This window comes from Streptomyces sp. x-80 (assembly GCF_046549095.1).
In the GTDB taxonomy this organism is placed as follows: Bacteria; Actinomycetota; Actinomycetes; order Streptomycetales; family Streptomycetaceae; genus Streptomyces; species Streptomyces celluloflavus.
The window spans coordinates 276,504-297,736 of the sequence record NZ_JAJPWM010000007.1 but is presented as its reverse complement, the minus strand read 5'-3'; the positions used below and the strand labels follow the sequence as shown (position 1 = coordinate 297,736).

Sequence of the window (21,233 nt, the reverse complement as noted above, 5' to 3'; positions counted from 1 at the left end):
CGCACGACTGCGCGTTTACGACCGGCGTCGCAGACCTACTCTTGTTGTATGAGCGGGCCTGGTGACCCTCCCGAAGGGACGCCTGACGGCGCCCCGGGAGGCGGTGAGGACGAATACCGATCCGTTGTTTTCGACGAGTCGTTCGTGCGCGCTGCGCGGCTTCAGGAATTCTCCGCCGATGAGCGGCTGGGCGAGCACCACTCGCCGGCCGTGAAGACCCGCCACCGCTGGTTGCGGATCGGTGGCTCCCGGCAGGCACTGTTGCTGGTGATACTGATAGTGCTCGCCTTCGGCACGGCCGTCTACATGGGCGTGCGCCACCCCTACAAGGCCCCCGACGCGTCGCCCGTGCAACTGCTGCGGTCCTCGGTCGTACCGCTCGCGCCGGCCGGGGCCGTGCCCGGCGCGTCCCCTGACGATCTCTTCACGCACAGCCCGGCGGCGCATTTCAGGATCGGCGCCGCGGGCGTCAATCTGCCGACCGTCGAACGCACTCAGCACTTCTCCGACAGCCAGGTGGTCTCCGCGCTGACCATCGCGAAGGACTACCTCGTCCGCTCCTCGATCGACCCGGCCACCCTCACCGGCGGATCCGTCCGCCCGGTGCGGCTGCTGCTGGACACCGGCCAACTCGACCAGTTCGACCGGAGCTTGGCGCACCCCGCCGATGACGGGCGCTACGCGGCGACCGGCTGGCTGATCCGCTTCGATCCGGGACAGACCGAACTCGCCGACCGGAACGTACGGGTCGACGGCACACTCTCCGCGGCGGAGCTGAGCCCGGACGCGCTGGAGGTCTCCGCCGACTACACCTTCGTCTACGCCGTACGGGCCGCACCGGGCGCCGCGCAGCAGAACGCCCCCGTGGGCCACGGCATCGGCAGGGCCATACCGGGCGCCGCCTCGCTGCTGACCGTCCGGCGCGAGGTGCACTTCCGCATCAGCCGCGGCGACCTCAACGAGCATCGCCTGGAGGTCCTCCAGAGCAGTCTCCAGGCGGGGCCGGTGGCCTGCTCGTCGGACCCGGCCGATGTGCTGAGCCCGCTGCTGGCGGGGCAGCACGCCGGGACCGACCGGCCGACGGGCACCGATCCCTACGCCCATGGCCGGGTCGGCCCCTCGCTCTGCGGTGAGCTGGCGGCTACTTCTCAGCCGAACCCGAGCCATCCGATCCGTTAGCGCCGCCCGAGCCCTTGCCGCCTGCCGGGCCGGAGCCGCCGGACCGGGAGCCGCCGCGGAAGACCGAGTCGCGCAGCTTGCCGCCCAGGTCGCCGGCGCCGCCCGCGATATCGCGCACCAGGCCCATCAGCGGGTCCTTGCTGTTGCGCACGGTGTCGGCGTAATGCGTCGCGGAGTCCTTGAAGGAGTCGGAGACCGAGGCGTCCTTGTCCTCGTCACGGCGCGGGTAGTGGCCGTCCATGATGCGCTGGAAGTCGCGGCTGGCCGCCCACTTCTTCAGCTCGGCGGCGCGCACGGTGGTGAAGGGGTGGCTGCGCGGGAGGACATTGAGGATCTTCAGCACGGAGTCGCGCAGATCGCCGCCCGATTCGTACTCCTCGGCCTGCTTGAGGAACGCGTCCACATTCATCTGGTGCAGATGATTGCCGCCGGCCAGCTTCATCAGCCCGCGCATCGACGCCTCAAGGTCCTGCCCGACCAGCAGTCCGGCGCGGTCCGCGGACAGCTCCGACTTGCGGAACCACTCGCGCAGCGCGGTCACGATCGCCATGATCGCGACATTGCCCAGCGGGATCCAGGCGACCTTCAGGGCGAGATTCGTCAGGAAGAGCAGGACCGTGCGGTAGACGGCGTGTCCGGACAGGGCGTGGCCCACCTCATGGCCGATGACCGCCCGCATCTCCTCCTCGTCCAGGAGCTCGACCAGGCCCGTCGTCACCACGATGATCGGCTCGTCCAGGCCGATGCACATGGCGTTGGGCTGCGGATCCTGATTGACGTACATCGGCGGGACCTTCTCCAGGTCCAGGATGTGGCAGGCGTCGCGGAGCATGTCGTTGAGATGGGCGAACTGCTGCTCGCCGACCCGGACCGAATCCGACAGGAAGAGCAGCCGCAGGCTGCGCTCCGGCAACAAGCCGCTGAGCGTCTTGAAGACGGTGTCGAATCCGCTCAGCTTGCGCAGCGCCACCAGCGCAGAACGATCCGCCGGGTGCTCGTACGACCGGGACGAGATCCCGGGGAACCGCCTGCGGTCCCGGCTCGGTACCCGCTCGCTGCCGTCTGGGCTCTCCGTCATTGGGGCCTCCCCCTGCTCGACTGCGTGTGTTCAGCCTAGAGGACGCCACTGACAGGCGAATGGATGCTCGGGCGTACGCTGGCGATCGCACCACGGCCGCACCGGCCCCGTACACAAGGGAGCGCACCGTCATGCTGAATTCGAGCGTGCTGCTCGCGGCAGTCCAGGACACCAGCCGGGCCGACGGCCCCGGCTGGATCCTGCGCACCGTGATCATCGTCGGCGTCATCGGCGCCGCCCTCCTCGCGTGGTTCCTGCTCCGGGGCTACGGCGGCAACCAGGACTGACCCCGAGGCGGCCGCGGGTGCGGTCCCCTGACCGGCTGCCGGAAGGCGCGCCGGGCGCTCGTGGGCGCTCCAGGGTGGAGTCGCCGTGAGCCCGCGGTGAGCCCACGCTTACGATGTGGCGGAAGTCTCTGTCCGACCCCAGCCCGGATTGGTCCTGCCGACGATGAGCCTGTACAGCACCGCACAGCCCCTGGTTTCCCTCGCCGAGGCCGGGCAGGAGGGTGGCAACCACGCCAGCCTGAGCCCGTTCGTGACCGGCGGCGGCGCCCTGATTGCCCTGCTTCTCCTGCTCTGGATCGTGACCCGCTTCAACCGGGACCGCTGAGCCCGGCACCCGGCCTCCGGCATCGCGCGTCGCCCAGTAGGGTCTGCACGCATGGGAGAGCACACAGAGCCCGTGAAGCGGCGACTCGGAGTGATGGGCGGCACATTCGACCCGATCCATCACGGACACCTGGTCGCCGCCAGCGAGGTGGCCAGCCAGTTCCACCTCGACGAGGTCGTCTTCGTCCCCACTGGGCAGCCGTGGCAGAAGAGCCATAAGACGGTGTCCCCGGCCGAGGACCGGTATCTGATGACGGTTATCGCGACCGCGTCGAACCCGCAGTTCTCCGTCAGCCGCATCGACATCGACCGCGGCGGCAAGACGTACACCATCGACACCCTGCGTGATCTGCGCGCGGAGCACGTCGACGCGGACCTCTTCTTCATCACCGGTGCCGACGCCCTCGGTCAGATCCTGACCTGGCACGACGCCGACGAACTGGTGTCGCTGGCCCATTTCATCGGGGTGACCAGGCCCGGCCATGTCCTCGCGGACCCCGGGCTGCCCGAAGGCGCGGTGTCGCTCGTCGAGGTGCCCGCGCTGGCCATCTCCTCGACCGACTGCCGGGCCCGCGTCGCCCAGGGGGATCCGGTCTGGTACCTGGTGCCGGACGGTGTGGTGCGCTACATCGACAAAAAAGAGCTGTACCGCCACGACCGCTGACGGGGCCGACGGAATGCTGACGGAAAAGGGGCACCGGTGAGCGATCGGCAGGATCCGTACGGGCCGCACGACCCGTATGCCCATGACCCGTATGCCCCGCAGCAGCAGGGGCAGCCGAACCACACCTATGACGCCTACGGGCAGCCGGTGTACCGCGACACGTCGCAGCAGCCCTACGAGCAGCAGCACCACAACCAGTACGACCAGTACGGACAGCCGGTCGCCGCCGCGCCCTACGACCCGTACGACCCGTACGGGGGCCGTACGGGCGCGGACCCGCAGCAGTACCAGGGGCAGCAGCCGTATCCGGGCCGGCAGGAGTACGGCTACGACGCCTACGGCAGTGGGCAGGCACAGCAGCAGGGCTATCCCCAGCAGTACGACACATATGCCCAGCCCCAGCAGCAACAGACTTACCAGCAGCAGCAACAGCAACAACAGGAGTGGATCCCGCAGCAGGCGTCGCAGTCGCCGTACGAGCAGATCCCGTACGACGGGCAGCTCTACCAGGAGCCGGTGCCGCAGCCGTACGAGGAGCACCGGCCGCCGGCGCAGCGCGGCCCGTCGGACGGCACGGAGGCGACCGGCACCCCGTCCGGCTCCGCGGCCCCACCGGCCGCCACCTCGCCCCCCGCCCCTCCTTCCGCACCCGCTTCGCCTTCCGCACCCGCTGCGTCCGCTTCGGCCGCCTCCTCGGCTCCCGACTACCGCACCGAGCAGTTCTCGTTCATCGAGGAGCCGGACGAGGACTCCGAAGACGTCATCGACTGGCTGAAGTTCAGCGAGAGCCGCACCGAGCGGCGCGAGGAGGCCAAGCGGCGCGGCCGCAGCCGCATCGTCGTGCTGTCCGTCGTGCTGGCCCTGCTGGTCGTCGGCGGCGTGGGCTATCTGTGGTGGGCGGGCAAGCTGCCGGGCCTCTCCGGCGCGGACACCGGCCCGGCGGCGGCCGGCGGCGGGCAGAAGCGCGACGTACTCGTCGTGCACCTGCGGGACACCAAGACCGGCAACAGCTCGACGGCGCTGCTGGTGGACAACGAGACCACCCACAAGGGCACCACTGTCCTCCTGCCCAACAGCCTCATCGTCCCCAAGGACGACGGGACCACCACGACGCTCGGCAAGTCCGTCAAGGACGCGGGCACCGACCCGACCCGGGAGTCCCTCAACACCCTCCTGGGCGCCGACCTCAAGGCCAGCTGGCGGCTGGACACCCCGTATCTGGAGAACCTCGTCGAGACCGTCGGCGGTATCACCCTCGACACGGATGCCACCGTCCCCGACGCCAAGAAGGACGGCCCCCCGGTCGTCAAACAGGGCAGCGCGCAGGTCCTCAACGGGCAGGCGGCCGTCGCGTACGCCACCTACCAGGCGCCGGGCGAGGCGCAGCCCAAGCAGCTGGCGCGGTTCGGGCAGGTCATGCAGGCCACCCTGAAGAAGGTCTCCACCGACGCGGACGGTGCCACGGCCACCGTGAAGTCGCTGCTCCAGGTGCTGGACCCGCCGCTCACCGAGGGCCAGCTGGGCAGCTCGCTGGCGCAGCGGGCGGAGCTGGCCAAGGCCGGCGCGTACAGCACCACCGTGCTGTCCGTGCAGGCGGACGGCACGCTCAGCCAGACGGTCGCGGACACCGTCGTCAAGGAAGTGCTCGGCGGCACGGTCAAGAAGACGGACCCCGGAGCGACCGCCCGGGTCGCGGTCCGCAACGCCGGTGGCGGCAAGGGCACCGGCGCCAAGGCACAGGCCACGCTGGTCAACGGCGGCTACACCGTCGTCGACGACGGCACCGACGGGACGGCACGGTCCGCGTCCGAGGTCACCTACGCGGACGCCGGCCACCAGGCGCAGGCCGCGGAGATCGCCAAGACGCTGGGGCTGCCCCCGGGCGCCGTCAAGCAGGGCAAGGGCGCCCCGAACGCCGATGTCACCGTCGTGCTGGGCAAGGACTTCCGGGGCTGACCCGGCGCGCGCCCCGGGGCGGACCGTCGCCCCGGTCCGCGCGGCCGGCCTCAGCACCGCGCTGACCAGCCGGTTCGAAAAGGCATCCGGGAGTGTCGGCGGTCCGTGAGACCCTTGAGGGGTACCTGACCGCTGATCCGGCCGCCCATGCGGGCCCGCGGCGCGCCGCGGCTTTGCCGCGGGCCGCGTGCCCCGGCCGGAAAAGCTGCCCCCGACCCGGAAAGCCGCTTGTGACCGCCACGGACCGCTCCATCGAGCTCATCAACGCCGCCGCTCAGGCAGCGGCCGACAAGCTCGCGCACGACATCATCGCGTACGACGTCAGTGACGTCCTCTCGATCACCGACGCCTTCCTGCTGGCCTCGGCGCCCAACGACCGCCAGGTCAAGTCGATCGTCGACGAGATCGAGGAACGGCTCAGCAAGGACCTCGGCGTCAAGCCGGTGCGCCGCGAGGGCGACCGCGAGGCCCGCTGGGTGCTGCTCGACTACGTCGACATCGTGGTGCACGTCCAGCACAGCGAGGAGCGCGTGTTCTACGCGCTGGAGCGCCTGTGGAAGGACTGCCCCGAGATCGGTCTCCCCGAGGAGGCCAAGGCCACCCGCGGCAAGGCCGCGGCGCACGCCGAGGCGACGGCCGGCGAACGGGACGGAGAGCTGCACTGAACGGCACCGATGGCGGCCGGGGCCGCCGCATAGTCCTGTGGCGCCACGGCCAGACGGCGTGGAATCTGGAGCGCCGCTTCCAGGGCTCGACGGATATCGAGCTGACGGAGGCGGGTCTCGGGCAGGCGCGGCGCGCGGCCCGGCTGCTCACGGCCCTCAAACCGGACGCGATCGTCGCCTCCGACCTCCAGCGGGCCGGGGCGACGGCGCGCGAGCTGGCCGTGCTCACCCGTCTTGAGGTGACGTACGACGCGGCGCTGCGGGAGAGCTACGCGGGCGCCTGGCAGGGGCTGACGCACGAGGAGATCCTCGCGCGGCACGGCGAGCAGTACGCCGCCTGGAAACGCGGTGAGCCGGTGCGGCGCGGCGGCGGTGAGCTGGAGACCGAGGTCGCCGACCGGGCCGCCCCGGTCGTGCTCGACCACGCCGGCAAGCTGCCCGACGACGGCACTCTGGTCGTCGTCAGCCACGGCGGCACGATCCGTACCACCATCGGGCGGCTGCTCGGCCTGGACTCCCCGCACTGGGAGAGCCTGGGCGGCCTGTCGAACTGCTGCTGGTCCGTGCTGGGCGAGGGTGCGCGTGGCTGGCGCCTGCTGGAGCACAACGCCGGCACCCTGCCGGAGCCGGTGCTCGGCGACGACGTCTGAGCCCCGTGACCGGGGCCGGCCGACCGGATTTCACATCTGGGCAGGTCGCAGGCTAAAGTTCTTCTTGTTCGCGGCGCCGCCGGGGGAAACCCGGGGGAGCGGAACAAGACCCGGGGCTATAGCTCAGTTGGTAGAGCGCCTGCATGGCATGCAGGAGGTCAGGAGTTCAATTCTCCTTAGCTCCACAGCCCGGATGATCCCGTCTCCTCGCGGATCCAGTGCCCGACACTGGAACGTGAGGGGACGGGATCACTGCGTTATGGGGGCGCGCTCAGGGGGGACTGACCCGGTCGGCGGTCCGTGGCAGAATCGGACGGCGTCGGCAGGGGAGGAGAGACCGCGATGCCCACAAGCTCCCTTGAGGAGGTCGATGACCTGCTCGAAGCGGTCGAGCTGCCCGGCGCCGCCCGGCGGCCCGCAGCCGCCCTACGGCAGCCCCGCCCTGCCGACGGCCCCGCGTCCGGATGCCGCGGCAGTGACGGTTCGGCGCTGCGGTGCCCCTCCTGCGGTTCGCCCCATATCGCGCAGATGCTGGGCGACAACGGAGATATCTCCTTCGTCTGCACGGCCTGCGGCCACAGTTGGAGCTGACTGATGGGGGCTCACAGCAGGAAATGCGACTGGTGCGGCAGCGGTACGCCGATCGTCCGTGACATGGAACCGGTCAACACCGACTACCAGTACTGGTGCGAGGAATGCGCCCGCGCCCTGGTCATAAAGGGCGACCCGATCGAGACCTACCGCGAACTCGACGGGGAGCCGATCTACGGGCGGCTGCTGGACGAGCACTGCACGCTGAAGCGTTTCTACTCCTTCGCCACGGCCTGAACCGGGCCGCGAGGGGCGGTCCGGGCGCAGGCCGTGGCGCCCCGTAGGGCTGTGTGTCCGCCCACGGTGCCGGGCTCGTCACGGCTTCCGGGTCTCCCGTGCCGGGCATCCCGTGCCGGGATTCTCGTTCCATGAATTTTCCGTGGTTTTCGTACGGGGTGGAACTCCCGTGTGTCCGCGAGGCGTTGGAGAGCACAAGAGCTGCCGCCGGAAACGGCCGGCGGCAACGGGGGAAGCGACACGGGGGTCGCGACATGACAGAAACGAGTATCGAACCTGCCCGGACGGGAACGGCCGACGGCGCCGAGTGGAGCCGGAAGCGGGCGGCCGCGGCCGGACTGACGCCGTTCGTCGACGTACTGCGCGTACCGCCGGTCCTGCGGCCCGGCCGCAGGGGAGCCGGCCGCGGCATCGACATCGAGCTGAGAACCACCTGGGTGCGGCTGCACAGCCAGCTCCCGCCGACCAAGGTGTGGGCGTACGCGGGGCACTACCCGGGGCCGACCATCGAGGTGCGGCGCCGCGAACGGCTGCGCATCGCCTGGGTCAACCGCCTCACCGGCGGCTATCCGGTGACCGCGGCCGAGGCGCGGGCCGTACCGGGGGCACCGCTGCCCACCGACGTACCGGGCCGGGCAGGTGCCACCGTCGTCGAGGGGGTGGGCCGCCTGCCGGCCTGGGTCGTGACGCATCTGCACGGCGCCGTGACCGGCGGCGGCAACGACGGCTGGACGGAGAACGCCGTCGCGCAGGGTGACGCGCAGCTGTCGGAGTATCCCAACGACCATCGCGCGGCCACCTGGTGGTACCACGACCACGCCATGGACATCACCCGCTGGAACGTCTACGCGGGCCTGTGCGGGATGTATCTCGTCCGGGACGAGGAGGAGGACGCCCTCCAACTCCCCGCCGGGGAGCACGAGATCCCGCTCGTCATCCAGGACCGCAACCTCGACACCGACGAGGACGGCAGACTGACGGGCCGTCTGCTGCACAAGACGCTGATCACCGGTACCGACGCGCAGGGCAGGAACATCACCATCCCCTTCGCCGGCCCGTTCACCCTCGTCAACGGCACGATCTGGCCGCACGCGAAGGTCGACGCGCGCTGGTACCGCTTCCGCCTCCTCAACGGCGCCAACGCCCGTACCTTCACCCTCCGGCTGGTGGACGACGAGACGGGCGAGCAGGTCACCGGTGCGGTGCACCAGATCGGTTCGGACGGTGGGCTGCTGCCACGGCCGCTTGCGGTGGACGGCGCTCTCTCGGTGGCTCCGGCCGAGCGGATGGACCTGCTGATCGACTTCGGCCGGCTGCGCGGCCGTACGCTCCGGCTGGTCAACGACGCGCCGGGGGTGGCGTATCCGCAGGTGATGCAGTTCCGGGTGGGGTCGCAGAAGGCCGCCGACGGGTTCGTCCTGCCGGCGGTGCTCTCCTCGTCGTTCGAGCGGCTCACCCACGACACCGCGCCCAGGCATCAGCACCGGCTGGTCGTGCTCACCCCGCCGGGACCGGTCGGTGACGGTCATCCGGAGATCTGGGAGATGCGGCAGGCCGAGCCGGGCACGGTGTGCGTTCCCGGCGAGGGGGTCATCCAGGTCAAGGGCGCCGACGGGGTGGTGCGCACGTATCAGCGTGGCGGCCGGATGTTCGATGACACGCTGGGCTTCATGGTCCGCCATGGCGACTGGGAGCAGTGGAGCTTCCTGAACCTCGGCGGCGCCGGGACGCACCCGATGCACATCCACCTGATCGACTTCCAGGTCCTGAGCCGGGACATCTATCCGGCGGATCCGGAGAGCCCCTTCGACACGGAGCTCGGCGGCACCCGTGCACCACTGGAGTACGGCGGTGCGGCGGCGATAGCCCCCGGCGACCGGGGCTGGAAGGACGTCATCCAGGTCCCGCCGGGCCAGATGGTGAACGTGATCGGCCAGTTCCGCGGTGCGCGGGGCCGCTTCATGTACCACTGCCATCTGCTGGAGCACGAGGACATGGGGATGATGCGCCCCTTCGTGGTCATGCCGCCGGAGGCGCTGGAGTTCCACCACCACCATCAGCCGGACGGGAGCCACGGCCACCACGCCCGCTGAGCCGCCACAGCCGGGCCGCGGTCAGCGCGAGCAGCGCCAGACCGGCGATCGGGTAGCCGCCGGAGAGCAGCATCTGGACGCCGTTCTGGTGCAGTTCCTCGTGCTGGTGCCAGCGGTGCGGCACCCACCACAGCGCGAACGAGCAGAACAGGAGGCCCATCGCGGCGGTCGCCGTCCACCGGCGGCGGGCGGCGGTGCCGGTGGACGCGAGCGCCTCGGAGCCGAGCAGGATCAGCGCGGGTACGCACCACACCCAGTGGTGCGACCAGGAGATCGGGCTGACCAGCAGGGCGGTCGCCGCGCAGGCGACGGCCGCCCAGGCACGCTGCCCGCGCAGCAGCGCCCCGGCGGCCAGCGCCAGCCCGAGCACGGCGGTGAGACCGGCGGGCACGAGCCAGGCCAGGCCCGGGTCGTGGGTGTGCAGCAGCCGGGCGAGGACGCCGCGCAGCGACTGGTTCGCGGTGATCTCCACCTCACCGACCCGGTCGGCGGCGAACACGATCTCGGTCCAGAAGCGGAGCGCGTCGCGGGGCAGCACGAGGGCACCGAGGAGGGCGGTGCCGAGGAAGGTCAGGGTGGCGACGGCGGCCTGCCGCAGCCAGGGGTTCCAGGCGGCGCGCGCCCCGGCGCCCGAGCGCAGCAGCTGCCAGCCGCGGACGGCGCCGGCCACCGCCAGGAAGACGGCGAACAGGGCCGGGGTGAGCTTGATCCCGGCCGCGATGCCGATGCCGATGCCCGCCCAGCGGTTGGTGTCCTTGCGGGTCAGGTCCCACAGGACCAGTACGGCGACGAGGAGGTTGATCTGCCCGTAGCGCAGCGTCGTCCATACCGGCTCGCACCACACCAGCAGCGCGGAGAGCGCCAATGCCGCCGCGGGACGGGGCAGCCGCCGGGGCCGGCCGACGAGACGGAGGGAGAGCTGGACGACGGCGACGAGCAGCAGGAGGTTGCCGGCCGTGGCGAGGGTGCGCATTGTCGGGACGCCGAACAGCGTCAGCGGTGTGAACAGCAGCGCCGCGAAGGGCGGATAGGTGTTGGGCAGATGCGCCGAGGTCGCCACCATGTCGTAGAGGGCCGCGCCGTTGCGGGCGGTCCAGCCCTCGGCGCGGTAGACCATGAGGTCGATCATCGTCACGTGCGCCAGGCGCTGAGCGATCCAGAAAGCGGTGAAGGAGACGAGGCAGGCCAGGGCCGCCATCGCGGTCGGATGACGGTGGACGAAGCCCCTGCGGAGGCCGGGGCCGCGGGGGTCGGCGGACTGTTCCAGCTCCAGCGCGGTCACGGCGTACGGCTCCCCAGGACGAATCGGGCACGGACGGCCGAGCGTATCCCGCGTCGCGTCCCGGGGCCTGCGGCAGAACGATTTGGCAGAAGCCCGGGAGGGCCGTGTAATGTAGGCGATGCCGCCGAGGGAAACCGGGCGGAACAAAACAAGGGGCTATAGCTCAGTTGGTAGAGCGCCTGCATGGCATGCAGGAGGTCAGGAGTTCAATTCTCCTTAGCTCCACAGTGATCGAAGCGGGCCGTCCGAGTCGGGCGGCCCGCTTCGTCGTGTGCGGACCGGAATGCGCCGGAAGTCAGCGGCCCCCGCACAGCTCCCGATATGGGACTTTCTTTCAGGTTGTGCTGATATCCAGTCAATAGGCGCCGCCGTAAGGCGAGTTGTCTGACCTCTCGGTGATCGTTCATGGTCAATCCTTGTCATTCCTTGGGCGCTTCTTGGTGATCACATGCCCCTGACATGAACAGTTCACCGAAAGAGTGTCGAACCACGTGAGTGTTACATCCGTCGCATTCACCGCTCGCGAGACGCCGTGCACAGGCGCACCGCGGGGCACGGGCTGCGCGCCCGCAGCCCGTGCCGCACACCACCGCGGAGCCGGGCGCCGTGTCACCGCCACCGCATCGCCACAGCAGGGGGTTCCATGAGATCAAGCCGCTCCAGATCACTGCGCGCCCGTTCCGGTCTGGCCTGGGCAGCGGCGCTGCCGCTGGTCGCCGGCGCGCTCGCGCTCGGCGCACCCGCCGCCGACGCCGCGGGGCACGACGGCGGCCGGCACACGCTCCAGGGCACCAAGCCCGGGTGGGCCACCCAGCAGGCCGACCAGGGTGCCACCGCCGGTTCCGCGGACGTCAACGCCCGCGTCTACCTGGCCGGCCGCGACGCCAAGGGCCTCGCGGACTACGCCAAGGCCGTGTCCGACCCGCACTCCGCCGCGTACGGGAAGTACCTGAGCCCCGCCCAGGTGCGCTCCCGCTACGGCGCCACGCAGGACCAGATAGCCAGGGTGACCGCCTGGCTGAAAAAGTCCGGTCTGAGGGTCACCGGAACCACCAACCGCTACCTCACGGTCCAGGGTGACGCGGCCGCCGCCTCGCGGGCCTTCGCCACCGACCTGCACAACTACCGCAAGAGCGGCCACACCTACCACGCGCCGTCCACCACCGCCTCCGCGCCCGCCGCGCTCTCCGACGCGGTCCTGACGGTGACCGGTCTGGACAACGCGCCGCATTACGCGCAGCACCACTCCACCGAACTGCCGCCGCCGTCCGCGGTCTTCCGCAACGCCGGCCCGTTCTCGACGTCGTACGGCTCCAAGACGGACAAGAACCTGCCGTCGGCCTACGGGAGCAAGGCGCCGTACGCGATCAAGGGCTACACCGGTAAGCAGCTGCGCGCCGCCTACGGGGCGAAGAAGTGGACCGGCAAGGGCGTCACCGTCGCGATCACCGACGCCTACGCCTCGCCGACCATCGCCCAGGACGCGGACAAGTACGCCGCCCGCAACGGTGACCCGCGCTACCGCCGCGGCCAGCTCTCCCAGGTGCTGCCCAAGGACTACACGAACATCCAGGAGTGCGGCGCGGCCGGCTGGTACGGCGAGGAGACTCTCGACGTCGAGGCCGTACACGCGGTCGCCCCCGACGCCGACGTCGTCTACGTCGGCGGCGCCTCCTGCATGGACAACGACCTGCTCGACTCGCTCGGCAAGGTCGTCGACAGCCACCTCGCGGACATCGTCTCCAACTCGTGGGGCGACGTCGAGGCCAACGAGACCCCGGACGTGGCCGCCGCCTACGACCAGATCTTCCAGCAGGGCGCGGTGCAGGGCATCGGCTTCTACTTCTCCACCGGCGACAACGGTGACGAGCTCGCCCACACCGGTACCAAGCAGGTGGACACCCCGGCGAACTCCGCGTGGGTGACCGCGGTCGGCGGCACCGCGCTCGCCGTCGGCAAGCACGACACGTACCAGTGGGAGACCGGCTGGGGCACCCAGAAGTCGGTGCTCTCCAAGGACGGCAACAACTGGACCGGCTTCCCCGGCGAGTTCAACGGCGGCGCGGGCGGCGGCACCAGTAAGTCCGTCCCGCAGCCCTTCTACCAGCGCGGCGTCGTCCCGGACGCGCTCTCCAAGGCGGGCGGCAGCGCCCCGATGCGCACCATTCCGGACATCGCGGCGGTCGCCGACCCCAACACCGGATTCCTGGTCGGCCAGACCCAGTCCCTGCCGGGCGGCAAGCTCGGCTACGACGAGTACCGCATCGGCGGCACCTCCCTGGCGGCCCCGGTGATCGCGGGCGTCCAGGCGCTGGCACAGCAGGCCCGGCACGGCATCGCCATCGGCTTCGCCAACCCCGCCATCTACCAGCGCTACGGCACCGCCGCGTACCACGACGTCACCGACCACCCGCTGGGCGCCGGCCGTGACCTGGCGGTCGTCCGCGTCGACTACGTCAACGGCGTCGACGCCAGCCAGGGCACCACGACCACGCTGCGCAGCCTGGGCAAGGACAGCTCCCTGCACGCGGGCGTCGGCTACGACGACGTCACGGGCGTGGGCTCGCCGGGCGACGGCTATGTGAGCTCCTACCGCCCCTGACGCAGGACCGTTCCACCGCCCCGGGGCCACGGGCCGTCTTTCGGCCCACGGGCTCCCTCCCGATCTCCGGGGCCCTCTCCTGGCCCGGGGACAGCGGACCCGGCGCGGAGCGCGGAACGACGCAGGCGGGGCCCGTGCCGGGGAATCCACGGCGCGGGCCCCGTACGCCCTGCGGTACCCTGGCGCCATGCGTGCCGTACGCCTTCTGCTTAGCGGGCCGCGCTGATCAGTACCGACCGGGCCACTCTCCGTGGCCATCCGGGTCGGCATCGGCGCGGCGTCCCCTCCTGTGCGAGGGGCATTTTTGTTTCCGCAGAAACCGCAGTGTTCACAGCAGCCGCAGGCAGAGACGATCGATGGAGCTTTGAGGACGATGAGCGAGACGACTACCTCCCCCGCTGCCCATGGCGCGGGCGGTGCCCCCACCGAGGTCGCAGCGCCGCACCGCTACACAGCCGCCCTGGCCGCCGACATCGAGGCACGCTGGCAGGACTTCTGGGAGTCGGCGGGGACCTACGAGGCCCCGAACCCGAGCGGTGACCTGGCCGGCGACGCCGCGCTGGTGGCCCGCCCCAAGAAGTTCATCATGGACATGTTCCCCTACCCCTCGGGCGCCGGTCTGCACGTCGGCCACCCGCTGGGCTTCATCGCCACCGACGTCTACGCCCGCCACCAGCGCATGACGGGCCACAACGTCCTGCACACCCTCGGTTTCGACGCCTTCGGCCTGCCCGCCGAGCAGTACGCAGTCCAGACCGGCACCCACCCGCGGGTCTCCACCGAGGCCAACATCGTCAACATGCGGCGCCAGCTGCGCCGCCTGGGACTGGGCCACGACCTGCGCCGATCGGTCGAGACGATCGACCCGGCGTACTACAAGTGGACCCAGTGGATCTTCGTACAGATCTTCAACTCCTGGTACGACCCGGAGGCGGACGCGGCGCGGCCCATCGACACCCTGGTCGCCCAGTTCGAGGCCGGTACCCGGCCGACTCCCGACGGCCGGGCCTGGGCGGAGCTGAGCGCCGCCGAGCGCGCCTCCGTCCTGGGCGAGTACCGCCTGGCGTACGCCTCGGACGCGCCGGTCAACTGGTGCCCCGGGCTGGGCACCGTGCTGGCCAATGAGGAGGTCACCGCCGACGGCCGGTCCGAGCGCGGCAACTATCCGGTCTTCAAGGCCAAGCTGCGCCAGTGGAACATGCGCATCACCGCCTACGCCGACCGGCTGCTGAACGACCTGGACGCGCTGGACTGGCCCGAGGCCATCAAACTCCAGCAGCGCAACTGGATCGGCCGCTCCGAGGGCGCCCGCGTCGACTTCCCGGTGGGCGACGACGCGCACATCACGGTCTTCACCACCCGCCAGGACACCCTGTTCGGCGCGACGTACATGGTGCTGGCCCCCGAGCACGAGCTGGTCTCGGGTGCCAACGGCACCGGGTCCATCGTCCCGGCGGCCTGGCCCGAGGGCACCCACGACGTGTGGACCGGCGGCCATGCCACCCCCGGTGACGCCGTCGCCGCGTACCGCAAGCAGGCCGCCGCCAAGTCGGACGTCGAGCGGCAGGCCGAGGCCAAGGACAAGACCGGCGTCTTCACCGGCGTGTACGCGACCAACCCGGTCAGCGGCGAGCAGGTCCCGGTCTTCATCGCCGACTACGTCCTGATGGGCTACGGCACCGGCGCGATCATGGCAGTCCCGGCGCACGACAGCCGCGACTTCGCCTTCGCGCGCGCCTTCGAGCTGCCCATGCGCTGTGTGGTCGAGCCCGCCGACGACCGCGGCCAGGACCCCACGACCTGGGACGATGCCTTCGACTCGTACGACGCGAAGATCGTCAACTCGACCGGCGCGGAGATCTCGCTGGACGGCCTGGTCGTCACCGAAGCCAAGGCGAAGATCACCGACTGGCTGGCCGCCCGGGGCATCGGCGAGGGCACCGTCAACTTCCGGCTGCGCGACTGGCTGTTCAGCCGCCAGCGCTACTGGGGCGAGCCGTTCCCGATCGTCTACGACGAGGACGGTGTGGCGCACGCGCTGCCCGAGTCGATGCTGCCGCTGGAGCTGCCGGAGGTCGAGGACTACTCGCCGCGCACCTTCGACGCCGACGACGCCGACACCCGGCCGGAGACCCCGCTGTCCCGCAACGAGGACTGGGTCGACGTCGAGCTGGACCTGGGCGACGGCGCCGGCCTCAAGCGCTACCGCCGGGAGACCAACACCATGCCCAACTGGGCGGGTTCGTGCTGGTACGAGATGCGCTACCTGGACCCGCACAACGCCGACGCGCTGGTCGACCCGGGCATCGAGCAGTACTGGATGGGGCCGGGCGAGGGCCGGCCGGCCGGCGGCGTGGACCTGTACGTCGGCGGCGCGGAGCACGCCGTGCTCCACCTGCTGTACGCCCGCTTCTGGTCCAAGGTGCTGCACGACCTGGGGCACGTCTCGTCCTCCGAGCCGTTCCACAAGCTCTACAACCAGGGCATGATCCAGGCGTTCGTCTACCGGGACAGCCGAGGCATCGCGGTGCCGGCCGCCGAGGTCGAGGAGCGCGACGGCGCGTACTACCACCAGGGACAGAAGGTCAGCCGGGTCCTGGGCAAGATGGGCAAGTCCCTGAAGAACGCCGTCACCCCGGACGAGATCTGTGCCGAGTACGGCGCGGACACGCTGCGGCTGTACGAGATGGCGATGGGCCCGCTGGATGTCTCGCGCCCGTGGGACACCCGGGCGGTCGTCGGCCAGTACCGGCTGCTCCAGCGGCTGTGGCGCAACGTCGTGGACGAGGCGACCGGCGAGGTCACCGTCGTCGACGCGGAGCCCGACGAGGCCACCCTGCGGGCCCTGCACAAGGCGATCGACGGCGTCACCCAGGACCTGGCGAACCTGCGTTTCAACACCGCCATCGCCAAGATCACCGAGCTGAACAACCACCTGACCAAGGTGGGCGGCCCGGTGTCGCGCACGGTCGCGGAGCAGTTGGTGCTGCTGATCGCCCCGCTGGCGCCGCACGTCGCCGAGGAGCTGTGGCGCAAGCTGGGCCACACCGACACCATCGTGCACGCGGCCTTCCCGGTGGCCGACCCGGCGTATGTCGTGGACGAGACCGTGACCTGCGTCGTACAGATCAAGGGCAAGGTCAAGGCGCGGCTGGAGGTCGCGCCGTCGATCTCGGACGCGGACCTGGAGACGGCCGCACTGGCCGAGCCCGCCGTGGTCGCGGCGCTGGGCGGCGCCGGTATCCGCAAGGTGATCGTCCGGGCGCCGAAGCTGGTCAATATCGTGCCCGCGTAGCGCGGCGGTACGGCGGGAGTACCCGTCGGGCCGTGCCTTCCCCTACGGGGAAGTTCGGGGCAGGCTGGGGGTTCGTTCGGAACGCCCTGCCTGCCCCGGCCGTTTACCGTGGAACTACGCGGAAGTACCGCGCGCGGGGCATGGTTCCGGCGCCGCCGACACCCTGGGAGAGCCCATGGAAGTTGCCATCGCCATCTTCGGGCTGCTCTTCACCCTGTTCATCGCGGCCGGGGTGTTCCTGACGGTCAGGGCCGTACAGGCGGCCAAGCGCTCCGTGGACCGGACGGTCGCCCAGGCCCGCAGAACCGTCGAGGACACCGGCCTGCGGGCCCGCCAGTTCGCCCAGCCGGGTGTGGTCGGTGAGCTGGCCCAGCTGCGGCTCTCGCTGCGTACGTCGATGCGCGCCACCCAGGAGGTGCTGCGCACCGGTGCCCGGGACGACGCCTCGCTCAGCGAGTCGCTGGGCCTCTTCGAGCGGCTCAGCGCCCACGGCCATGAGCTGGACGAAGAGCTGAAGCGGCTGGAGCGGGAGCCCGACAAGGCCACCATCGCCGCGCGGCTGCCGGACCTCCGGGAGCGTACGCAGCGGATCGCGCACTCCGCGGAGTCGCTGCGCTGGGCGGCGCGCGACCGGGCGCGGAAATTCGCGGACGACGATCTGGAGGCGCTCAGCGACCAGATCGACATGGAGGCCGGCGCACTGCGGCACTGGACCCAGGAGCCGGTGGGCGACCAGGTGCCGGGGGCGGCTGCGGCAGGTGGGACGCCGGGAGCGGATGGTCCCGGTGCGGGGCGTGGTTCCGGTACCGCCGGCGGTGCGGGGGCCGATGGGCGCTCCGGTGCGGCGGCCGGTTCGTACTCCTGGGGGCCGGAGGCGGCGGAGCCGTCGGCGATCACTGCCCGGAATCCGCGGACAAAGCCGTCCTACCCGTGGCAGAAGGTCCCGCGGACCGAGGGGACCACCTGAGGGGGGTACCACGGCGGTGCGGGCGTACGGCGGCGGTCGGCGCCGTGATGTGACCGGCCGGGAGGCCGCTGGCGGGCCCGCGGCCAAAACCGGCGGATTCCGGGAAGCGAAGTTCCGGAAAACGGTCCTGCTGGATCCGGGAATGACCCTGAGAGATCCTGGAACGGGGCCCGCACTGTCGGGTGTGGGAATCCCCGGATAATCTCCCAGTCATGTCCCCCCATGTCGCTATCGTCACCGATTCCACGGCCTACCTGCCGCGGGCGGCACTTGAGCGCCATCAGATCACGGCCGTGCCGCTGACCGTCGTCCTGGGGGACCAGGCCCTGGAAGAGGGCACCGAGATCTCGGCGAGATCCGTCGCCCAGGCGCTCCAGAAGCGCCAGTCGGTGACCACCTCCCGGCCCAGCCCCGCGGCGTTCGCGGAGACCTATCGCACGGTCGCGGCGGCCGGCGCGAGCGGCATCGTCTCGCTCCATCTCTCCGCGGAAGTCTCCGGCACCTACGACGCGGCGGTGCTCGCGGCCAAGGAGGCCCCGGTACCCGTACGAGTCGTGGACACCGGGATGGTCGCGATGGCCCTCGGGTTCTGCGCCCTCGCGGCCGCGGAGACGGCGGAGGCCGGTGGGGACGTGGACGAGGCGGTGGCGGCGGCGGAGAAGCGCGCCGCGGGTACCGCCGCCTACTTCTACGTCGACACCCTGGACTATCTGCGGCGCGGTGGCCGGATCGGGGCGGCGCAGGCGCTGCTCGGCTCGGCGCTCGCCGTCAAACCGATCCTCCAGCTGGCCGACGGACGGATCGAACTGCTGGAAAAGGTCCGTACGGCGTCCAAGGCCATCGCCCGGCTGGAGGAGATCGCCGCGGAGCGGGCGGGCCTGGGAGAGGTCGATATCGCCGTGCACCATCTCGCGGCGGCGGAGCGCGCGGACGCGCTGGCCGAACGGTTGCGGGAACGGGTGCCGGGGCTGCGCGAACTGCATGTGAGCGAGGTCGGCGCGGTGATCGGCGCACATACCGGGCCGGGGCTGCTGGGGGCCGTGGTGTCGGCGCGATGAGCGGCGTGACCGACGGCGCCTGTGGGTGACCGGGTTATCCACAACTGGCCCGCTGTCCACGGTATTTGACGGCGGTCAGCGCGATCGGCGCGAGGTGCTTAGCGTCGGTTGTTATGAACTCTGGATCAGCATTTCCGTCAGCTCGGCCGGGCCTGTCGTCGTCTCGGTCTGTTTCGGTTCCTTCGGCTACATCGATTCCTTCGGCCACGTCCGCTACTTCGGTTTCTTCGGCTCCTTCGTCTGCCTTTCCTGCTTTGCCCGCTCCGACTGATCTGACTGATCTGACTGCTCAAGTTGATTCGTCGGCTTCGGTTGATCCGTCTGCTTCGCCCGAGGCGTTGGACCGGTCGGTGGCACGCGGTCCGTCGGCTCGGTCGGCCGGTGTGACTTCGGGGCCCGGCCGGGCTTCCGGATCCGATGGCCGCGCCCGTGACCGGCGGCGGGAGCGGGGTCGCGCCCGAGCTGCCGCGAGGCGTGGCGATCGGCACCGCGAGTCCGCGGAGATGGTGCGGGCACGGGCTGCGGCGCTCTTCGGTGACGTGGGCGCGCGTTCGGGGGCCGTCGGCCTGCTGGATCCGCGCCTGCCCGAATCGTCTGAGGCGTCTACCGGATCTACGGCATCTGCCCTGGGCGAGGCGCCTGCTACGGCCGAGAAACCTGGCCTGGCCGGTACGCCTGGCCTCGCTAAGACGTCCGTGCTGGACAAGGCGTCTGCCTTGGACAAAGGACCCGCCCTGGGGAAGACGCCTGCGGTGCCTGACATTTCTGAAGTTTCTGATGTTCCTGGTGTTTCTGGTGTTCCTGATGTGCCTGAGGCGCTGAGGCGGCGCGATCCGCCGAATCGCGAGGACGACGCGGGGTATCGACGTCGCGAGGCGTATCGGCCCGGCGAGGTGCCGCCGGGTGTACCGGGCCGCGCCATGGAGCGGATGCGGATCGCGGTGTGGGAACGGCTGCCGCTGTGGGTGCAGTTACGGTGCGGCACCGATCCGAAGGCGCTCGGCGCGCTGGCCCTGGTGCTCGGGGTGGCCGTGACGTTCGCCGTCCACCATTTCTGGGCCGGGAGCCCCGAGCCGGTGCGCGCCCCGGTGGCCGAGCAGGCTGTGGCGGCTCCTGGCCCCAACTCCCGGCCGCCATCGACGCATGGGCGTGGGCAGGCGCAGGCTTCCATGCCGTCAGGGGCGGGCGGTCCGCCGGGTGAGGCGGGGCGACGGCTGGTCGTCGATGTCACGGGCAAGGTGCGACACCCCGGGATTCACCGGCTGCCGCCGGGTTCGAGGGTGATCGATGCCCTACAGGCAGCGGGAGGCGTGCTGCCCGGTGCGAATACCGGTGGGCTGAATCAGGCGCGGCTGCTGGCCGACGGCGAACAGATCGTGGTCGGCACCGGGGCCGCCGGGGGCGGGCAGGCGGCTGGAGCCGGTGGTGCGGGAGCGAGTGGTGGTACGGGTCCGGGAGCAGGAGCCGGGAACGGGCCACCGGGTGTCGCGGGCCTAGCGGCCGGACCGGTGAGCCTCAATGCGGCGACCGAGCAGCAGCTCGATGCCCTTCCGGGGGTGGGTCCCGTGATGGCCCGGCGCATCATCGAGTTCCGTACCCGGCACGGCGGGTTCACGTCGGTGGACCAACTCCGTCAGGTGAAGGGAATCGGCGACCGCCGGTTCGCCGATCTGCGCCCCCTGGTGCAGCTGTGACCGCCGCCCGTGACGCGGTGCACGTCGCGGCGGATTCGCCGCGCGGTGCCTCGGATCCGCACCAGGACAGCCCGGTCGATCTGCGCCTCGTCGCGCCCGCACTGGCGGCCTGGGCGGCAGCGGCGATCTGCCTGGGCGCGCCGGGTGGGGGAGTGGCGGTCGCCTGCGCGGTGGCGGTCGTTCTCGCGGCGCTCGTGTTACGTGTGGCCGTGGTCCGGCGCAGGGCGGCGGATGCGCCGGCGGTGGGCGGTCCCACGGCAGGCGGGTCCGCGGTGGGCGAGCCCGGCGGGCCGATGGCGGGCGCGCCGGTAGTGGGGGATCCGGCGGCAGGCGAGCTGCCGGGGGAGCGGGCCGCTGCTGGTTCGACCGTGCGGGAACGAACCGTAGCCGTAGGGGTGCCGGTGACCATCGGGTCGCCTGTGGACGGCTCGATGGGGGACAGCCCGGTCGGGGAGGGGCCGGTCAGGGGCGGCCCGGTCGTGAGCGAGTCGGTCGCAGGTGAGCAGGGCGCGGGAGGGAGGGGGAGAGGGACGGGGACGGGGGAGGCTACGGTCTCCGACCGCCACCGGACCGTGCCCCCGTCTCCCCAGTCCCCCCGGTCGCCCCGTATC

General features: G+C 71.1%; 18 protein-coding genes and 2 tRNA genes. 18 read left to right on the top strand and 2 right to left on the bottom strand.

What is annotated here, in order from left to right; all coding sequences use genetic code 11:
• Positions 1-48 precede the first annotated feature (48 nt).
• Entirely contained in the window at positions 49-1,179 is a 1,131-nt protein-coding gene (locus tag ACLJWH_RS16615) for a hypothetical protein (RefSeq protein WP_411142474.1), read from the top strand.
• Here the strand turns inward: ACLJWH_RS16615 and ACLJWH_RS16610 are convergent.
• Positions 1,142-2,257, bottom strand: a complete 1,116-nt coding sequence (locus ACLJWH_RS16610) for a M48 family metallopeptidase (RefSeq protein ID WP_411142473.1) — start codon at positions 2,255-2,257, stop codon at positions 1,142-1,144. The genes ACLJWH_RS16615 and ACLJWH_RS16610 overlap by 38 nt on opposite strands.
• Before the next feature lie 131 nt (positions 2,258-2,388).
• Here ACLJWH_RS16610 and ACLJWH_RS16605 point away from each other — a divergent pair, with 131 nt between their 5' ends.
• The 10 genes from ACLJWH_RS16605 (at position 2,389) to phsA (ending at position 9,724) form a co-directional block, all read left to right on the top strand.
• Positions 2,389-2,544, top strand: a complete 156-nt coding sequence (locus ACLJWH_RS16605) for a hypothetical protein (RefSeq protein ID WP_411142472.1) — start codon at positions 2,389-2,391, stop codon at positions 2,542-2,544.
• Positions 2,545-2,707: 163 nt separating this feature from the next.
• Positions 2,708-2,869, top strand: a complete 162-nt coding sequence (locus tag ACLJWH_RS16600) for a hypothetical protein (RefSeq protein ID WP_411142471.1) — start codon at positions 2,708-2,710, stop codon at positions 2,867-2,869.
• Between the two features lie 51 nt (positions 2,870-2,920).
• Positions 2,921-3,532, top strand: coding sequence for a nicotinate-nucleotide adenylyltransferase (gene nadD, locus ACLJWH_RS16595; RefSeq protein WP_411142470.1), 612 nt, complete (start codon positions 2,921-2,923; stop codon positions 3,530-3,532).
• Between the two features lie 36 nt (positions 3,533-3,568).
• The gene (locus tag ACLJWH_RS16590; protein WP_411142469.1) at positions 3,569-5,488 is read left to right on the top strand and encodes an LCP family protein; all 1,920 of its coding nucleotides are present in this window, start codon (positions 3,569-3,571) and stop codon (positions 5,486-5,488) included.
• Positions 5,489-5,718: 230 nt separating this feature from the next.
• Positions 5,719-6,153 (top strand): ribosome silencing factor, encoded by a 435-nt coding sequence (rsfS, locus tag ACLJWH_RS16585; RefSeq protein WP_411142468.1) that lies wholly within the window; start codon positions 5,719-5,721, stop codon positions 6,151-6,153.
• The gene (locus tag ACLJWH_RS16580) at positions 6,150-6,803 is read left to right on the top strand and encodes a histidine phosphatase family protein (RefSeq protein WP_411142604.1); all 654 of its coding nucleotides are present in this window, start codon (positions 6,150-6,152) and stop codon (positions 6,801-6,803) included. The genes rsfS and ACLJWH_RS16580 overlap by 4 nt, the downstream gene beginning before the upstream one ends.
• Positions 6,804-6,915: 112 nt before the next feature.
• Positions 6,916-6,988 (top strand) — tRNA-Ala (locus ACLJWH_RS16575).
• Between the two features lie 157 nt (positions 6,989-7,145).
• Positions 7,146-7,394 (top strand): hypothetical protein, encoded by a 249-nt coding sequence (locus ACLJWH_RS16570; protein ID WP_411142613.1) that lies wholly within the window; start codon positions 7,146-7,148, stop codon positions 7,392-7,394.
• A 3-nt stretch (positions 7,395-7,397) separates the two neighbouring features.
• Entirely contained in the window at positions 7,398-7,631 is a 234-nt protein-coding gene (locus tag ACLJWH_RS16565) for a hypothetical protein (protein WP_030413843.1), read from the top strand.
• 254 nt (positions 7,632-7,885) lie between these two features.
• A complete protein-coding gene (phsA, locus tag ACLJWH_RS16560) occupies positions 7,886-9,724 on the top strand; it encodes an O-aminophenol oxidase PhsA (protein ID WP_411142467.1) in 1,839 nt (612 codons plus the stop codon).
• On the opposite strand, the gene ACLJWH_RS16555 is transcribed toward phsA, so the two are convergent.
• Positions 9,651-11,006, bottom strand: a complete 1,356-nt coding sequence (locus ACLJWH_RS16555; protein WP_411142466.1) for a glycosyltransferase 87 family protein — start codon at positions 11,004-11,006, stop codon at positions 9,651-9,653. The genes phsA and ACLJWH_RS16555 overlap by 74 nt on opposite strands.
• 152 nt (positions 11,007-11,158) lie before the next feature.
• Between ACLJWH_RS16555 and ACLJWH_RS16550 the strand changes: the two genes are divergently transcribed.
• From ACLJWH_RS16550 to ACLJWH_RS16520, 7 genes are all read left to right on the top strand, one after another.
• Positions 11,159-11,231: transfer RNA gene (locus tag ACLJWH_RS16550), tRNA-Ala, on the top strand.
• Between the two features lie 418 nt (positions 11,232-11,649).
• Positions 11,650-13,608, top strand: a complete 1,959-nt coding sequence (locus ACLJWH_RS16545) for a protease pro-enzyme activation domain-containing protein (protein ID WP_411142465.1) — start codon at positions 11,650-11,652, stop codon at positions 13,606-13,608.
• Between the two features lie 373 nt (positions 13,609-13,981).
• Positions 13,982-16,903, top strand: coding sequence for a leucine--tRNA ligase (locus ACLJWH_RS16540; protein WP_411142464.1), 2,922 nt, complete (start codon positions 13,982-13,984; stop codon positions 16,901-16,903).
• Between the two features lie 175 nt (positions 16,904-17,078).
• Positions 17,079-17,870 carry a hypothetical protein gene (locus ACLJWH_RS16535; protein WP_411142463.1) on the top strand — a complete coding sequence of 264 codons (792 nt, stop codon included), beginning with the start codon at positions 17,079-17,081 and terminating at the stop codon, positions 17,868-17,870.
• A 212-nt stretch (positions 17,871-18,082) separates the two neighbouring features.
• Entirely contained in the window at positions 18,083-18,928 is an 846-nt protein-coding gene (locus tag ACLJWH_RS16530; RefSeq protein ID WP_411142462.1) for a DegV family protein, read from the top strand.
• A 25-nt stretch (positions 18,929-18,953) separates the two neighbouring features.
• Positions 18,954-19,199, top strand: a complete 246-nt coding sequence (locus ACLJWH_RS16525) for a hypothetical protein (protein ID WP_411142461.1) — start codon at positions 18,954-18,956, stop codon at positions 19,197-19,199.
• Positions 19,200-19,734: 535 nt separating this feature from the next.
• Positions 19,735-20,622, top strand: a complete 888-nt coding sequence (locus tag ACLJWH_RS16520) for a helix-hairpin-helix domain-containing protein (RefSeq protein WP_411142460.1) — start codon at positions 19,735-19,737, stop codon at positions 20,620-20,622.
• Positions 20,623-21,233 lie beyond the last annotated feature (611 nt).

What these genes read in the sequence shown, in the direction of transcription:
- ACLJWH_RS16615 (WP_411142474.1), top strand. Translation starts at nt 49, where the DNA reads ATGAGCGGGCCTGGTGACCCTCCCGAAGGGACGCCTGACGGCGCCCCG.
- ACLJWH_RS16530 (WP_411142462.1), top strand. Translation starts at nt 18,083, where the DNA reads ATGTCCCCCCATGTCGCTATCGTCACCGATTCCACGGCCTACCTGCCG.
- nadD (WP_411142470.1), top strand. Translation starts at nt 2,921, where the DNA reads ATGGGAGAGCACACAGAGCCCGTGAAGCGGCGACTCGGAGTGATGGGC.
- ACLJWH_RS16610 (WP_411142473.1), bottom strand. Translation starts at nt 2,257, where the DNA reads ATGACGGAGAGCCCAGACGGCAGCGAGCGGGTACCGAGCCGGGACCGC.
- phsA (WP_411142467.1), top strand. Translation starts at nt 7,886, where the DNA reads ATGACAGAAACGAGTATCGAACCTGCCCGGACGGGAACGGCCGACGGC.
- ACLJWH_RS16540 (WP_411142464.1), top strand. Translation starts at nt 13,982, where the DNA reads ATGAGCGAGACGACTACCTCCCCCGCTGCCCATGGCGCGGGCGGTGCC.
- ACLJWH_RS16600 (WP_411142471.1), top strand. Translation starts at nt 2,708, where the DNA reads ATGAGCCTGTACAGCACCGCACAGCCCCTGGTTTCCCTCGCCGAGGCC.
- ACLJWH_RS16545 (WP_411142465.1), top strand. Translation starts at nt 11,650, where the DNA reads ATGAGATCAAGCCGCTCCAGATCACTGCGCGCCCGTTCCGGTCTGGCC.
- ACLJWH_RS16605 (WP_411142472.1), top strand. Translation starts at nt 2,389, where the DNA reads ATGCTGAATTCGAGCGTGCTGCTCGCGGCAGTCCAGGACACCAGCCGG.
- ACLJWH_RS16565 (WP_030413843.1), top strand. Translation starts at nt 7,398, where the DNA reads ATGGGGGCTCACAGCAGGAAATGCGACTGGTGCGGCAGCGGTACGCCG.
- ACLJWH_RS16535 (WP_411142463.1), top strand. Translation starts at nt 17,079, where the DNA reads ATGGAAGTTGCCATCGCCATCTTCGGGCTGCTCTTCACCCTGTTCATC.
- ACLJWH_RS16570 (WP_411142613.1), top strand. Translation starts at nt 7,146, where the DNA reads ATGCCCACAAGCTCCCTTGAGGAGGTCGATGACCTGCTCGAAGCGGTC.